Origin of the sequence: Rathayibacter sp. Leaf299, assembly GCF_001423055.1 — a bacterium.
Lineage (GTDB): Bacteria > Actinomycetota > Actinomycetes > Actinomycetales > Microbacteriaceae > Rathayibacter > Rathayibacter caricis.
In genome coordinates, this window is record NZ_LMNT01000003.1 from 188,934 (window position 1) to 203,477 (window position 14,544).

Sequence of the window (14,544 nt, forward strand, 5' to 3'; positions counted from 1 at the left end):
GTCATCGCAGCCCTGGGGAGGAGCCTCCACCCCTCCCGAGCGGCTACTCCGCCGTGCCGATCCGCAGTCCGTGACCGAAGCGGAACAGCGGATCCACGGTGTCGAACGGAACATCGGGCCGCCGCGCCGCGGCCGCCGCCATCGAGCGCGGCAGGTCCATCGGCAGCCTCCCCCGGGGAGCCGATCCGCCGACCAGCACGTCCAGCACCGCTTCGTCCGACGCCCCGAACTCGGCGAGCAGCGCCGCGGTCGATCCCACGAACGGAGTCAGGACGGCCGGCCGGTCCAGGAACACGACCACGATCGTCGGCACCCGCCCCGCGACGTCCAGCACGTGCGCGACCACCTCGTCCGGGAACTCCAGCGACCCCGCGTGGAAGAAGCCCTCGAACGCCGTCGTCCGCTGCTCGAAGGGCGCCTGCAGGCGGATCACGGCGAGTTCCGCCTCCCCCGGCGACTCCACCACCTCGCCGTACCCGGCGGCCGCCTCGGGGGAGACCCCCTCGACGTACAGCCGCGCGCCGCGCCGCACCGGCAGGACGTCGTCGTGCGCGAGCACCGTGACGGCCGCGCGCTGGGCGTCCTCGCCCGCGGCGCGGAACTCCGTCGACCCGACCACCTCCTCCGCCCGGAGCGGGTCGACCGAGCGCGCGTCGAACAGCCCCAGCACGAACTTCTCCCGCAGCAGCCGCCGCACCGAGACGTCCAGGCGCTCCTCCTCGACCACCCCGTCGCGCACCAGCTGGACGAGCACCTGCGGGATCGCCTCGCCGCCGAACTGGTCGACGCCCGCGTCGAGCGCCTTCACCATCCGCTCCGGCACGGTGAGGTGCTCGACGCCCCAGGCGCGGGCCGGGTGCCGGTCGCCGAGGATGTCGGCGTCCGTGAGCAGCCCCCAGTCGGTGCACACGACGCCGTCGAACCCGAACCGCTCCCGCAGCAGCCCCGTGATCACCGAGCGGTTGAAGCCGAAGCCGACCTCCTCGTGCTCCGTGCCGACCGGCATCCCGTAATAGGGCATGATCTGGCTCGTCCCGGCCTCGAAGGCCTTCTCGAACGGCCGCAGGTGGTACTCGGCGTTGCCGCCCGGGTACACCTGCTCGCGTCCGTAGGCGAAGTGCGGATCCTCGCCGTCCTTCTGCGGGCCGCCGCCCGGGAAGTGCTTGGTCATCGTCGCGACGGACTCCGGGCCGAGCGCGGCGCCCTGGAACCCGCGGATGTAGGCCGCGCCCAGTCGTCCCGTGAGGTCGGCGTCCTCGCCGAACGTGCCGACCTGCCGCGCCCAGCGCGACTCCGTCGCCACGTCGATCTGCGGATGCAGCGCCACCCGCAGCCCGACGGCGAGGTACTCCCGCCGCGCGATGTCGCCGAAGTGCTCGACGAGGGCCTCGTCCCCGATCGCTCCCAGTCCGAGCGGCTCCGGCCACTGCGAGAACGCGGCGGCGGATGATCCCGTGCCGGGGTTGTCGGTGAAGGAGTGGCGCGGATCGGTGGACACGGTCACCGGGATCCCCAGCCGGGTCGAGGCGGCGAGCTCCTGCAGCCGGTTGTGCCACTCCGCGATCTCGCGCGCAGACGCCTGCGCCCCGCCCAGGAGGTTGAAGTGGGTCATCCTCCGATCGAGCACCATGTCGGAGGTGGAGGGGAGCCCGAAGGCGTCGTCCGCTGCGGCGAGCGCCCCGCCCTCGCCCAGCACGATCATCGTCTGGAAGAGCAGGCCCGCCTTCTCCTCGAGGGTCATCTGCCCGAGCAGGATCCGCACCCGCTCCTCGACGGGCCGGAGCGGATCGAGGTAGCGGCGGTCCACGGGCGAGCCGGTGGGCGAGGAGGTCGACGACGCTGTCATGGGAGGTCCTTCCGAGGGGGAGCCCTCGTCGGCTCCACCGGGCACGCTACCCGATTACCGACCACCGCTCGGTAATCGGGGAGGGAGTGCTCAGCTCTACCATGGGGGCCATGCCCGACGCACTGCCCGACTCCGCCGCCGCTCCCTCCTCCGACGAGGCGGTCGCACCGCGCAGGCGCACCCTCGTGGTCAAGATGGGCTCGAGCTCCGTCACCAAGCAGTCCGGACCCGACCCCGTGCTCCTGGCCAGCGCCCTCGAGAGCGCCTTCACGGCCCGCGGTCTCGGCTGGGACGTGGTCCTCGTCTCCTCCGGCGCCGTCTCCTCCGGCCGCGCCCTCTTCGCCCGCTCGCAGGACGAGCCGATCAGCTCGAGGCTCGCCGCCGCGGTGGGCCAGACCGTGCTCATGGGCTTCTACCGCTCGGTCGCCGAGCTGTCCGGGTCGCTCGTCGCCCAGATCCTGATCGGCGAGTCCGACCTGGCCTCCCCTCGGCAGATGTCGCACGTGGCCGAGGCGATCCGCCACGCGCTCGACGCCGGAGTGGTGCCGATCGTCAACGGCAACGACACCATCGACTCGGCGGGCTCCGACAACGACGGGGTCGCCGGCGGCATCGCGATGCTCCTGGGCGCCGACCTCCTCCTGCTGCTCACCGACGTGCCCGGCGTCTTCGCCGGCAGCATCGCCGAGGGCGTGCACCTCGACGAGCTGGGCATCGCCGAGCTGCGCGGCATCGGCGTGCAGAAGGGCGGCACCGGGCGCGGAGGGATCCGCTCGAAGCTCAAGGCGGCCGAGCTCGCCGCGCACAACGGCGTCTCGACGAGGATCGCCGGCGCGCGGACCCCCGAGGTCATCCTGCGCGCCCTCGAGAGCCCCGGCCCCGGCACGCTCGTCCGCGCGGTGCACGCGCACCCCGCAGTGGAGCAGCGCTGGATCTCGGGCGTCGCCACGGCGCGCGGGCGGGTCGAGATCAACCTCGAGGCCGAGCGGAGCGTCCACTCCGGGTCGAGCCTCTTCGCCTCCGGGATCAAGCGGGTGTCGGGGGAGTTCACGGGCGGCGACGTCATCGAGGTGCGCGCCCTGAGCGGCGAGCTCCTGGCCCGCGGAGTGACGCGCGTCTCCTCCCGCCTGCTCACGCTCGTGCGGGCCCTGCGCGTCGACGAGATCGCCCGTGTGTTCGTGGCCGTCCTGGCGCACGCCGCGGCGAGCGGAGCGGACGCCCGGCCGGCCGACGGCGAGCGCCCCCAGCTCGCCCGCGCCCTCGAGTACGCCCGCGCGCTGTCGTTCGAGCACGCCCGGGCGGTCGCGATGGAGATCGTCGGGCTGTTCCCCGCCGAGAGCATCTCGGCCCTGCTGGGCCAGGGCGCCGAGGAGGGGGAGCTCGTCGAGCGCTACACCCGCCTCGTCCGCACCCTCGCGATCGTCGAGAACCAGCACCTGTCGGTCTTCCGCGACTGATCCGGAGGCGACGCTTCGCGCCACGCCCGACCTTGATTCCGCGCCACCGCGTCATGGAACGGCCTCTCCCGTGTCTCCCTGGTGACGGCGCCGATTCCGGGCGCCCCGAAGGATCGGACCACCATGAGCGCGACCACCTCGCCCTTCCCCACCGCCCCCGACGAGCGGATCACCGCCGAGGGCTTCCAATCCGACCGTCTCGCACGGCGCCTCGAGCTGCTCGAGCAGTCGATCGCCGACGGCGAGCGCGCCCTCCGCGGATCCGCCGACCCGGTCTCGGGACGCCCCGTCCCGCCCGCCCGGGGCGGCTACCGCGAGCAGATCCTCAGCAACCTCTCCGTCGAGCGCGCCCTCGCCGACACGATCCGGAGGTCGCTCGAGTCGCGCGGGTGACGCGGCAGCACGCCGGAGGGCGGCGGAGGGGCGCGGCGGAGGCGGATGGGGCACCATGAGGGCATGGTCACCCTCACCGTCGCCGGCACCGCGCAGCACTTCCACCCCGCCGAGCGGGGGACCGTCCGACTCGAGATCCGCCGCGAGTCGCGGTCCCGCTCGGCGGTGCTCGCCGAGGTCTCGTCGCTGCACGCCACCGTGCGCGATCAGGCCCGCGCCGAGCAGCAGTCCGGAGCGGCCACGTGGTGGTCGGCCGACCAGGTGTCGGTCTCGACCGTCCGCCGATTCCTCAAGGACTCGGACGTGGCCGAGGTCTTCCACATCGCCGCGGCGAGCGTGCGGGTCAAGTACCGGGATTTCGACGCACTCGGCCGATGGGTGTCGTCGGTGTCCGGACTGCCGGGCGTCGTGGTCTCGGGAGTCGACTGGGATCTGACCGCCGCCCGACGGGCGAGCGTGGAGCGCGAGGTCCGCGTGGCGGCCGTCCGCGACGCGCAGGAGCGCGCCGCCGCGTACGCCTCCGCCCTCGGGCTCGGCCAGCCCCGCGTGCTCACCCTGTTCGAGCCCGGTCTGCGGCCGCACACCTCGGGCCAAGGAGGCGGCTACGGCACGATGAGCCGCGCCGCCGCCTTCGCCTCCCACGAGGAGCCGCTCGCCCTGAAGCCCGAGGACATCGAGATCGCCGCGTCGATCTCGGCCGACTTCGACGCGCTCTGAGATCCGGCCCGGGAATACCGAGCCGTCCGCGGGTGCTGAAGCAGGCATGGTCTCGCGCATCGGCTTCCTCTCCTTCGGCCACTACCAGTCGGTGCCGGGGTCGATGACCCACACCGCACGCGATGTGCTCCTCCAGACCATCGAGCTCGCCGAGGCCGCGGAGGAGATCGGGCTCGACGGCGCCTACGTGCGCGTGCACCACTTCGCGACGCAGCTCGCCTCGCCCTTCCCGCTGCTGGCAGCGATCGCCGCTCGCACCCGCCGCATCGAGATCGGCACGGGCGTGATCGACATGCGCTACGAGAACCCCCTCTACATGGCAGAGGAGGCGGCGGCGACCGACCTCATCTCGGGCGGCAGGCTCGAGCTCGGCGTGAGCCGGGGATCGCCCGAGACCGCTCTGCGCGGCTCCGAGGCGTTCGGCTTCGTGCCCCCGGAAGGAATGACCGACGCCGACCTCGCCCGGCACAAGGTGCAGCTCTTCCGCGAGGCGCTCTCCGGTGCTCCTGTGGCGCAGTCCGACCCGGCGATGACGCGTCAGTCGCTCCCGCTCCCGATCGAACCGCGCTCTCCCGGACTCGAGGACCGCATCTGGTGGGGCGCCGGCAGCTTCGCCACGGCGCGCTGGGCCGCCGAGCAGGGCATGAACCTGCAGTCCTCGACCCTCCTGCTCGAGGAGGAGGGCATCCCCTTCGACGAGCTCCAGGCGCGGCAGATCCGCGAGTACCGCTCGGCCTGGGCCGAGGCCGGCTGGCAGCGCGAGCCGCGCGTCTCGGTCTCGCGCAGCGTCCTCCCGATCACGAGCGAGCTCGACCGCCTCTACTTCGGCGGCCGCGGGGGAGCGGACCAGGTCGCGTCCCTCGAGGGCGTGCCGGCGCGCTTCGGTCGCAGCTTCACCGGTGAGCCCGACCTCATCGCCTCGGAGCTCGCCGCCGACGCCGCCGTGCAGGAGGCGGACACGCTCCTGCTCACCGTGCCGAACCAGTTGGGCGTCGAGTACAACGCGCGGCTCCTGCAGACCGTCGCCGAGTCGGTCGCGCCCGCCCTGGGCTGGACGTCCGCGCGCGCGGCCGCCGTCTGAGCCCGGTGCCGGGGGAGCGCGCCGCTGCGACCGTCGTCGCCGCGGCAGGGGCGGTCGGAGCCGTGGTCGCCGCGGTCGGGGTGCTGCTCGCCCGCCGCGTCGTGCTCGGCGGTCGGCCGAGGTTCGTGCGTCTCCGTTCGGCGTCGGCCGAGTCCGTCGTCCTCGACGCCGACGACGCGACGACCCGTCCCGGGTCCTTCGGGATCTGGTCCCCGTCGCGCGACGGGCACGTGCGCGTCGGCGCCGTCCTCGGCACCCGCGACTCGGGACGCCTGGTCGAGCGCGAAGTCCTCGACTCCTGGGGCGCCGCGATCAGCCCGGGTCCCGTCCGGTGGACCGGTCACGTGTTCGCCGCACCGCAGCAGCTCGGGGTCGAGGTCGGCTCCGTCGACCTCGCCGTCCCCGGAGGAACGGCCCCCGCCTGGGTCTTCCCGGGCACGGGTCCCGAGGCCGATGTGTGGACCGTGCACATCCACGGCATCCGCACCACGCGCATCACGTCGCTGCGCTCCGTCCCCGTCGCTCGGCAGCTCGGCTTCACCTCGATCGTCCCCTCCTTCCGCGGCGACGGCGACGGCCCCGGCACTCCGCGGGCCGCGTCGATGCTCGGACAGGCCGAGTGGGCCGACGTGGAGGCGGCCCTGGATCACGCCGTCGCGCAGGGCGCCCGGTCGATCGTCCTCGTCGGCTGGTCGCTCGGCGCGCAGATCGCGCTCCTGCTCCACGAGCGCTCGGCGCATCGCGCCCGCATCGCCGGCCTCGTCCTCGTCTGCCCCGCGACCACCTGGCGCGGAGCCATCCGTCACGGTGCGGCTCGCGCCGGTCTTCCCAGCGGGGCGGGGCGGCTCGCGGAGTGGGCCCTCGGCGATCCGGTCCTCAGCAGGATCGTCGGGCTCCCCGCTCCGATCGACCTCGACGCCCTCGACTGGGGCGCCGGTCCGCTGGTGTCCGTGCCGACCCTCGTCGTGCACTCCGTCGGCGATCCGGAGGTCCCCTTCGCGCTGACGGAGCGCTTCGCCGCGGCGAACGCGCGGTTCGTCGAGGTGGCCGCGTTCCCCGACACGGTGCACGGAGGGGAGTACAACCTGGACCCGGAGCGGTTCGACCGCGTGATCCGCGAGTGGGCTGCCCGCACGATACCCCCGGCGTGATCCGAGCCCGCCCGCCGGCCCGATCCCGACAAAGCCGAGCGTCCGAACCGAGCGGAGCGCCTCCGGGAACACGAGAACCCCCGCTCCTCCGAAGAGGAACAGGGGTTCCGGTGCGTCGTTCTCGATCTGTGTCCGAGGGGGGACTTGAACCCCCACGCCCTATACGGGCACTAGCACCTCAAGCTAGCGCGTCTGCCATTTCCGCCACCCGGACGAGTGTTGTCTCCGGCCTGCGTTTCCGCGGCCGAAGAAGACATTAGCACGGTTTCGGAGCGGTCCATGACCGCGGCCCGCCGGTAGCGTGGGGGCATGACCAGCGCCTCCTCCTCCTCCGTCCCCGACCAGGAGCTCGACGAGACCGCGCTGATCGCGCGCGACCTCATCCGCTTCGACACGAGCAACTACGGCGAGGGCCGGGCGGAGCCCGAGCGGGAGGCCGCCGAGTACGTCGCGTCGTACCTGCGCGACCTCGGCCTCGAGCCGGAGCTCGTCGACTCCGACCCGGGACGCACGAGCGTCGTCGCCCGGGTCGCGGGGGAGGACCGCGAGCGCGGCGCCCTCGTCGTGCACGGGCACCTCGACGTGGTCCCGGCGATCGCCGAGGACTGGAGCGTGGACCCCTTCGGCGGCGTCATCAAGGACGGCATGCTCTGGGGGCGCGGCGCCGTCGACATGAAGAACATGGACGCGATGATCCTGGCGTCGCTCGGCGACGTCCTCCGCTCAGGTCGTCGACCCTCCCGTGACCTCGTCGTCGCGTTCTTCGCCGACGAGGAGGCGGGCGGCGTGCGCGGCTCCGGGCACCTCGTGAAGACCCGTCCCGAGCTGTTCGACGGGGCGACGGAGGCGATCAGCGAGGTCGGCGGCTACTCCATCGACCTCGACGGCACGCGCGCCTACCTCGTGCAGACCGGAGAGAAGGCGCTGCTCTGGCTCAAGCTCCGCGCCCACGGCACCGCCGGACACGGCTCGCAGATCAACCGCGAGAACGCGGTCACGCGCCTGGCCGAGGCGATCGCGCGCATCGGCCGCGAGGAGTGGCCCACCCGCCTCACCGACACCACGCGCGAGCTCCTCGGCGAGGTCGCCCGCATCCTCGGCCGCGACCCCCAGCGCAGCACTCCGGAGGAGCTCGCCATCGCCACGGGCACCGCCTCGCGCTTCATCGCGGCCACGCTGCGCACCACAGCGAACCCCTCGATGCTCTCCGCCGGCTACAAGGCCAACGTCATCCCCGAGTTCGCCGAGGCCGTCGTCGACGTCCGCGTGCTCCCCGGCGAGGAGGACGCGGTGCTCGAGCGCATCCGCGAGCTCGCCGGCGAGCACATCGAGATCGAGGTCCAGCACCGCGACATCGGCCTCGAGGTCCCGTTCGCAGGCCCCCTGGTCGACAGCATGGCGGCGTCGCTCCGGCGGTTCGACCCCGAGGCCGAGGTGCTGCCCTACCTGCTCTCCGGAGGGACCGACAACAAGGCCCTCTCGACCCTCGGCATCACGGGCTACGGCTTCGCGCCGCTGCAGCTGCCGGGGTCCCTCGACTTCCCCGCGCTGTTCCACGGGGTCGATGAGCGGGTTCCGCTCGACGCACTAGTGTTTGGCAGGAAGGTCCTGACCGATCTGCTCCTGCGATCCTGAGGCCGGCCTTCCGACCGCCACCGACCGCCTGCTGGCCGACGACGCCCCAGCCCTCCTCGAAAGTGACGCATGGGCCTGCTCGAAGCGCTGATCCTGGGACTCGTCCAGGGTCTGACCGAATTCCTCCCCATCTCCTCCAGCGCCCACCTCCGCATCGTCAGCGAGCTGCTGCCGGGCCTGGGCGGCCGCGACACGGGTGCGGCGTTCACCGCGATCACGCAGCTGGGCACCGAGACCGCGGTGATCATCTACTTCTGGCGCGACATCGTGAAGATCGTCGGCAACTGGTGCCGGTCGCTCGTGGGCCGCGTGCCCCGCTCCGACCCGAACGCCCGGATGGGCTGGCTGATCATCATCGGCAGCCTCCCGATCATCGTCCTCGGCCTGATCTTCCAGGACGCGATCGAGACGACGCTCCGCTCGCTCTGGGTGGTCGCCACGACGCTCATCCTCTTCGGCATCCTGCTCGGCATCGCCGACCACGTCGGAGCGAAGAAGCGCCGCCTGCGCGATCTGAACGGCCGCGACGGACTCATCTACGGCGGCGCCCAGGCGCTGGCCCTCATCCCGGGCGTCTCGCGCTCGGGCGGCACCATCACCGCCGGTCTCTTCATGGGCTACGAGCGCGCCGCGGCGGCCCGCTACTCGTTCCTCCTGGCCATCCCCGCCGTGTTCGGCAGCGGGCTCTACCAGCTCTACAAGAGCCTCACCGATCCCGAGGTCCTGCCGAACCAGATCCAGGTCGGCGGAGTCGAGACGCTCGTGGCGACGGTGGTCGCGTTCGTCGTCGGCTTCGTCGTGATCGCGTTCTTCATGGGCTACATCTCGCGCCGCAGCTTCCTCCCGTTCGTGATCTACCGGATCCTGCTCGGCGGCGTCCTGATGGTCGCGCTCAGCACCGGGCTCATCGCCGCCTAGATGCGCGCCTGGACCTCCCCGGACCTCCCCGCTCTGCCGGGAGCCGGACCCGTGCCCCGGATCCACGACACCTCGACCGGCGGGCTCGTCGAGCTCGCGGCCCCGGAGGGGACCGCCCGCCTCTACGTCTGCGGAATCACGCCGTACGACGCCACCCATCTCGGTCACGCGTCGACCTATCTCGCTTTCGACACAGTGCAGCGGCTCTGGCGCGACGCCGGTCTCGAGGTCGACTACGCGCAGAACATCACCGACGTCGACGACCCGCTGCTCGAGCGCGCGACGGCGACCGGCGTCGACTGGCGGGACCTCGCCGAGGAGCAGGTGGAGCTGTTCCGCGGGGACATGGCCGCGCTGCGCATCCTGCCGCCGGCGCACTACATCGGCGTCACCGAGACCGTCGCGCCGATCGCCGACGCGGTCGCCCGTCTCGAGCGCGACGGAGTGGCCTACCGCGTCCCCGCGCCCGACGCGGCGACCGAGGGCGCCGCGGACCTCTACTACGACGTCGCCGCGGCGGAGAGCGCCGTCTGGCACCTCGGCAGCGAGAGCCGACTCGACTCCGCCACCATGGCCGAGCTGTTCGCGCTCCGCGGCGGCGATCCGGAGCGGGCCGGCAAGCGGCACCCGCTCGACCCGCTGCTCTGGCGCGCCGAGCGTCCGGGGGAGCCCGCCTGGGACTCCGCCGTCGGTCGAGGCCGCCCCGGCTGGCACATCGAGTGCTCGGTCATCGCGCTCGATCGGCTCGGCCCCGACTTCACGCTGCAGGGCGGCGGGAGCGACCTCGTCTTCCCGCACCACGAGTTCAGCGCCGGTCACGCCGCCTCGCTGTCCGGCCGCCCGCTCGCCCGCGCCTACGCGCACGCCGGCATGGTCGGCTACGAGGGCGAGAAGATGAGCAAGTCGCTCGGCAACCTCGTGCTGGTGTCGCGACTGCGCGCCCAGGGCGCGGATCCGCGGGCGATCCGCCTCGCGCTCCTCGCGCACCACTACCGCTCCGACTGGGAGTGGCTGCCGGAGGATCTGCCCGCGGCCGTCGAGCGCCTCGGCCGCTGGGAGGCGTCGCTCGCGGCGACCGGAACCGCCTCGGCTCTCGAGGTGCTCGAGCGGCTCCGTGTCGTCCTCCGCGAGGACATGGACACTCCGGGCGCGATCGCACTCGTGGACGCCGTCGCGACGACCGGGGTCGACGACCCCGCGCTGCTGCGCGACACCGTCGACGCCCTGCTCGGGATCCGCCTGGGCTGATCCTCGGCAGGAGCCGCGGCGACGCGCGGCTCAGCAGGTCACGCCCGCCAGGGCTCCTCGCCCGAGCGGCCGTCGCCACGGCGACGGAGGTAGCGCTCGAACTCCTGCGCGATGGCCTCGCCGCTCGCCTCGGGCGAGTCGACCGTGTCGCGCGCCTGCTCGAGCTGGGCGATGTAGGCGGCCATCTCCTCGTCGTCGGCCGCGAGCGCGTCGATCCCGCGCTCCCACTCCTCGGCCTCCTCGACGAGGTCGCCGCGGGGGATGCCCAGGCCGACGACCTCCTCGAGCTTCTCGAGCAGCGCCAGCATCGCCTTGGGCGACGGCGCGTTGTGCACGTAGTGGGGGACCGAGGCCCAGATCGAGACGGCGGGGATCCCGACCTTCTGCGCCGCGTCGCCGATCACGCTGAGGATGCCGACGGGGCCCTCGTAGCTCGAGCGCTCGAGCTCGAGCTCGGAGCGCAGCTCGGCGTTCTCGCTCGAGGCGAAGATCGAGATCGGCCGGGTGTGCGGGACGTCGGCGAGCATCGCGCCGAGGAACACGACGGCCGAGATGTCGATGGCGAGCATCGCGTCGACGACCTCCGCGGCGAAGCTCTTCCAGCTGCGCGACGGCTCGGTGCCGATCATCACGTAGAGCGCGCTCTCGGCGTGGACGGAGGTGTCGGCCGGTCCGAAGATCTGGGTGCCGGGCCACGCGAGCGTGCGCCGGCCGTCCTCGCCGATCGAGAGCATCGGACGGGTGTACTGGAAGTCGTAGTACTGCTCGGCGTCGACCGCGAACAGGGGCACGTAGTCGCCGTCGTCCTTGACGAGGCGGACCGCCCCGCTCGCGGCGTCCCCCGCGTCGTTCCAGCCTTCGAAGGCCACGACGAGGACGTTTCCCTTGATCACGTTCATAGGCACGATCTCCGCGTTCGGCTCGAGGTCCGGGCCTGCGCGGTCCGCGGGCACCCGTTGCACAAGGATAGGACCCGCCCCGCCCGCGCCCGCGCGACGCCGATGCTTTCCGCTGTCCGCGTACGGACGGCTCCTGCAGGGCTGCCGGTACGATGGTCGCTCGTGACTTCCGACTCCTCCGCCGCGCGCCCGACCCTCGACGCCCCGGCCGCGGTCCTCTGGGACATGGACGGCACGCTCGTCGACACCGAGCCGTACTGGATGGCCTCCGAGCACGCGCTCGTCGCGTCCTACGGCGGTGTCTGGACCCACGAGGACGCGATGAGCCTCGTCGGATCGGGGCTGCCGGCCTCCGCCCGCATCCTGCAGGGCAAGGGCGTCGACCTCAGCGTCGAGCAGATCATCGACCGGATGACCGACGAGGTCGTCGCGCAGCTGGCCGTCGAGATCCCCTGGCGGCCCGGGGCGCTCGAGCTCCTCGCCGCGGTGCGAGACGCGGGCGTGCCCCAGGCCCTGGTGACGATGTCCATCGGACGGATGGCGCACGCCGTCGTCGACCGCCTGCCCTTCCCGGCGTTCGACGCCGTCGTCAGCGGCGACATGGTGGAGCGGAGCAAGCCCGACCCCGAGGCGTACCTGCTCGCCGCGCGGACCCTCGGCGTGCCCGTCGGCGCGTGCGTGGCGATCGAGGACTCGCACGCGGGCCTCGCCGCCGCAGTCGCCTCCGGCGCCGCCGCGATCGGCGTGCCCCACCAGCTCGAGCTCGACTCCGACGCCCCCTACTCCCTCTGGCCCACCCTCGCGGGCCGCACCCTCGCGGACCTCGCGCTGGTGTCCTCCGAGCACCGCGGCGACCGACCGCTCACGACCGAGACGGAGGCCCTCCGATGACCGGTGAGGCACTGCAGCATTCCGGACCCTTCCGCGCGGGCGACCGCGTCCAGCTGACCGGGCCGAAGGGGCGGATGAACACCATCACGCTCATCCCGGGCAAGGTCTTCCACACGCACCGCGGAGGGATCGAGCACGACACGATCATCGGCCTGCCCGACGGCTCCGTGGTCGTCAACACCGTCGGAGTGGAGCACCTGGCCCTCCGACCGCTCCTGGCCGACTTCGTGATGTCGATGCCGCGCGGAGCGGCGATCGTCTACCCCAAGGACGCCGCCCAGATCCTCGCGCTCGCGGACGTGTTCCCCGGCGCGCGCGTCGTCGAGGCGGGCGTGGGCTCCGGCGCCCTCTCGCTGTGGCTCCTGCGCGCGGTCGGCCCGACCGGCCGACTGGCGTCCTTCGAGCGTCGCGACGAGTTCGCCGACGTCGCCCGCGCCAACGTCGAGACGTTCCTCGGGTACACGCCCGACAACTGGAGCGTCACGGTCGGCGACCTCGTCGACGAGCTGCCCGGAGCCGTGCCCTCCGGCGAGGCCGACCGCGTCGTCCTCGACATGCTCGCGCCGTGGGAGTGCCTCGACGTCGCCGCCGAGGCCCTCACCCCCGGCGGAGTGCTGCTCTGCTACGTCGCGACCGTGACGCAGCTCTCGCGGACGGCCGAGGCGATCCGCGCGTCCGGCCTGTTCACCAATCCCTCCTCCAACGAGACGATGGTGCGCGGCTGGCACGTGGAGGGCCTGGCTGTGCGCCCGGACCACCGCATGATCGGGCACACCGGCTTCCTGATCACCGCGCGCCGGCTCGCTCCGGACACCGTGCTCCCCGAGCTCAAGCGCCGCCCGTCCAAGACCGACTTCAGCGACGAGGACGTCGAGGCCTGGACACCCGGCGCACTCGGCGAGCGGGCGGTCAGCCCCAAGAGCCTCCGCAAGCGGGTCCGCGAATCGGCGACCAGCGCCGAGCTGTCGCGGGCGCGCGGCTTCGGCGCCGAGGAGGCCTCGGACGGCTCCGAGGGCGACGAGGGCATCGTCTAAGCTGATTCCGGCCTCCGGGCCGCCGTCTCGATGGCCCCGCACCCGGGCCCCCGCTCCACCCGTCGAATAGAGGACCCGTGCGCCGCACCACCGCGCTCATCGCCAGCATCGGCATCGTCGCCGCTCTCGCGGGATGCTCCGCGTCCTCGCCGACGGCCGACTGCGACGCCCCCTTCTCCTCCGGCGACTCGTCGTCGGCGGTCGAGGCGAGCGGCGACTTCGGCTCGCAGCCCGACGTGACGGTGCCGAGCCCGCTGAAGGTCTCGACCTCGCAGGTCAGCACCCTGATCGAGGGCTCGGGCGACCCGCTGGAGAAGGGCCAGCTGGTCACGATCGACTACACGCTCGTCAACGGCGCCGACGGCAGCGTGCTCGAGGCCTCCCCGTACGACGGCGAGAGCACCGCACGCTTCGCCGTGGGCGGCTCCGGCCTGGTGGGCCTGAACGACGGCCTGCTCTGCACGCAGGTCGGCTCTCGCGTCGCGATCGCGATCGCCCCGGAGGACGGCTTCGGCGAGTCCTCGGCCCAGCTCGGCATCTCGCCCGAGGACACCCTCGTCCTGGTCGCCGACGTGCAGAGCGCCTCGCTCGCCCGCGCGAACGGCGAGCAGCAGCCCGCTCCCAGCGGCTTCCCGACCGTGACTCTCGACGAGAACGGTCAGCCGGGGCTGGCGAAGCCCTCGGGCGACGCTCCGACCGAGCTCGAGATCGCGCAGCTGAAGAAGGGCGACGGCGAGGTCGTCGAGGAGGGCGACCAGGTCGTCGTCGCCTACACCGGCTGGCTCTGGAGCACGGGCGAGACCTTCGACTCCAGCTGGGAGAAGGGCGCGCCGGTCGTCTTCACCGCGGCCGACGGCTCCACGACCCAGGGCGGAGTGATCCCCGGCTTCGCCGAGGCCCTCATCGACCAGCCCGTCGGCTCGCAGGTCATCGCGATCGTGCCACCGGACGAAGGATATGGCGACACTGACAATCCGAAGATTCCAGCTGGATCTACACTCATCTTTGTCATTGATATTCTTGGCTAAGAGGGGGATGTTGTTATGCGGGGAAAAGTGCGGGATCGGTTGTTGGCAGGGGGCCTGGCCATCGGTCTGGTCGCGGGAACTAACCTCTTCCTCGCGGCGCCAGCTCAAGCCGCTTCCGAACCGCCGATCAGTTGCGGTTCCCAAAGTTCATACAGCTACGGAAACGTTTTTCACCAGGAACGTGACTTCAGAGCAGGAACGTTCTGCCTTACGCAAGGGTCATTCAAAGCAGTGTTTCAAGGCGAC

13 protein-coding genes and 1 tRNA gene are annotated in these 14,544 nt (G+C 72.4%); 11 read left to right on the forward strand and 3 right to left on the reverse strand.

Annotation, left to right across the window (positions count from 1 at the left end; translation table 11 throughout):
• Window positions 1-43: 43 nt before the first annotated feature.
• Window positions 44-1,846, reverse strand: coding sequence for a glycoside hydrolase family 3 protein (locus tag ASF48_RS12480; protein ID WP_055792074.1), 1,803 nt, complete (start codon window positions 1,844-1,846; stop codon window positions 44-46).
• A 110-nt stretch (window positions 1,847-1,956) separates the two neighbouring features.
• Here ASF48_RS12480 and proB point away from each other — a divergent pair, with 110 nt between their 5' ends.
• The 5 genes from proB (at window position 1,957) to ASF48_RS12505 (ending at window position 6,645) form a co-directional block, all read left to right on the forward strand.
• Window positions 1,957-3,303, forward strand: a complete 1,347-nt coding sequence (gene proB, locus ASF48_RS12485; RefSeq protein ID WP_055792077.1) for a glutamate 5-kinase — start codon at window positions 1,957-1,959, stop codon at window positions 3,301-3,303.
• Between the two features lie 123 nt (window positions 3,304-3,426).
• Window positions 3,427-3,696, forward strand: a complete 270-nt coding sequence (locus tag ASF48_RS12490) for a hypothetical protein (protein ID WP_055792079.1) — start codon at window positions 3,427-3,429, stop codon at window positions 3,694-3,696.
• A gap of 63 nt (window positions 3,697-3,759) precedes the next feature.
• Window positions 3,760-4,413, forward strand: a complete 654-nt coding sequence (locus ASF48_RS12495) for an SIMPL domain-containing protein (RefSeq protein ID WP_055792083.1) — start codon at window positions 3,760-3,762, stop codon at window positions 4,411-4,413.
• A 46-nt stretch (window positions 4,414-4,459) separates the two neighbouring features.
• The gene (locus ASF48_RS12500) at window positions 4,460-5,494 is read left to right on the forward strand and encodes an LLM class flavin-dependent oxidoreductase (protein WP_055792086.1); all 1,035 of its coding nucleotides are present in this window, start codon (window positions 4,460-4,462) and stop codon (window positions 5,492-5,494) included.
• A 5-nt stretch (window positions 5,495-5,499) separates the two neighbouring features.
• The gene (locus tag ASF48_RS12505; protein WP_055792088.1) at window positions 5,500-6,645 is read left to right on the forward strand and encodes an alpha/beta hydrolase family protein; all 1,146 of its coding nucleotides are present in this window, start codon (window positions 5,500-5,502) and stop codon (window positions 6,643-6,645) included.
• A 129-nt stretch (window positions 6,646-6,774) separates the two neighbouring features.
• Here the strand turns inward: ASF48_RS12505 and ASF48_RS12510 are convergent.
• A tRNA-Leu gene (locus ASF48_RS12510) sits at window positions 6,775-6,859 on the reverse strand.
• Window positions 6,860-6,954: 95 nt separating this feature from the next.
• Between ASF48_RS12510 and ASF48_RS12515 the strand changes: the two genes are divergently transcribed.
• The 3 genes from ASF48_RS12515 to mshC all read left to right on the forward strand — a co-directional run bounded on the left by ASF48_RS12515 (window position 6,955) and on the right by mshC (window position 10,446).
• Complete coding sequence (locus ASF48_RS12515) at window positions 6,955-8,280, forward strand: M20/M25/M40 family metallo-hydrolase (protein ID WP_055792092.1); 1,326 nt, start codon at window positions 6,955-6,957, stop codon at window positions 8,278-8,280.
• A 69-nt stretch (window positions 8,281-8,349) separates the two neighbouring features.
• Window positions 8,350-9,198 (forward strand): undecaprenyl-diphosphate phosphatase, encoded by an 849-nt coding sequence (locus ASF48_RS12520; protein WP_055792095.1) that lies wholly within the window; start codon window positions 8,350-8,352, stop codon window positions 9,196-9,198.
• A complete protein-coding gene (gene mshC / locus ASF48_RS12525) occupies window positions 9,199-10,446 on the forward strand; it encodes a cysteine--1-D-myo-inosityl 2-amino-2-deoxy-alpha-D-glucopyranoside ligase (RefSeq protein WP_055792097.1) in 1,248 nt (415 codons plus the stop codon).
• Window positions 10,447-10,484: 38 nt separating this feature from the next.
• Here the strand turns inward: mshC and ASF48_RS12530 are convergent, their stop codons facing one another.
• Window positions 10,485-11,345 carry a proteasome assembly chaperone family protein gene (locus ASF48_RS12530; protein WP_055792100.1) on the reverse strand — a complete coding sequence of 287 codons (861 nt, stop codon included), beginning with the start codon at window positions 11,343-11,345 and terminating at the stop codon, window positions 10,485-10,487.
• Window positions 11,346-11,507: 162 nt separating this feature from the next.
• Between ASF48_RS12530 and ASF48_RS12535 the strand changes: the two genes are divergently transcribed.
• The 3 genes from ASF48_RS12535 (at window position 11,508) to ASF48_RS12545 (ending at window position 14,298) form a co-directional block, all read left to right on the forward strand.
• Window positions 11,508-12,236, forward strand: a complete 729-nt coding sequence (locus tag ASF48_RS12535) for an HAD family hydrolase (protein WP_268788515.1) — start codon at window positions 11,508-11,510, stop codon at window positions 12,234-12,236.
• Entirely contained in the window at window positions 12,233-13,270 is a 1,038-nt protein-coding gene (locus ASF48_RS12540) for a tRNA (adenine-N1)-methyltransferase (protein ID WP_055792103.1), read from the forward strand. Before ASF48_RS12535 ends, ASF48_RS12540 begins: the two co-directional genes overlap by 4 nt.
• A 77-nt stretch (window positions 13,271-13,347) precedes the next feature.
• Window positions 13,348-14,298 (forward strand): FKBP-type peptidyl-prolyl cis-trans isomerase, encoded by a 951-nt coding sequence (locus tag ASF48_RS12545; RefSeq protein ID WP_055792106.1) that lies wholly within the window; start codon window positions 13,348-13,350, stop codon window positions 14,296-14,298.
• The last annotated feature ends 246 nt before the right edge of the window (window positions 14,299-14,544 follow it).